We start from the raw sequence: 269 nt of genomic DNA, 5'->3' as shown, positions 1-269 counted from the left end.
CGGTGCTGATGGTCTACAACCTCGATACCGGCGCGCTGATCTCGAAGATCGATACCGGTGTCGGTTCGGCGGTGACCGACGACCCGGATTCCAACGGACTGTCCGCGCCGGTGGCCTGGGACATCGACGGCAACGGCACCGTGGACACGGTCTATGCCGGCGACATGCTCGGCAATGTCTGGAAGTTCGACCTCGGCGCCTCCACCCCGGCGTCCTGGTCGGTGGCCAATGGCGGCGATCCGCTGTTCCAGGCCACCCATACCGCCGCC

At 66.5% G+C, this 269-nt stretch carries 1 protein-coding gene; it reads left to right on the top strand.

The annotated features are described in order from the left end of the window. On the top strand, positions 1-269 hold a 269-nt coding region (locus tag SB822_RS57545), incomplete at both ends, for a PilC/PilY family type IV pilus protein (RefSeq protein WP_410859168.1).

Origin of the sequence: Paraburkholderia sp. SIMBA_054, from assembly GCF_046534875.1 — a bacterium.
GTDB lineage: Bacteria > Pseudomonadota > Gammaproteobacteria > Burkholderiales > Burkholderiaceae > Paraburkholderia > Paraburkholderia hospita.
Note: the sequence above shows the minus strand (reverse complement) of the source record. Positions and strands in the feature narration are given on the sequence as shown.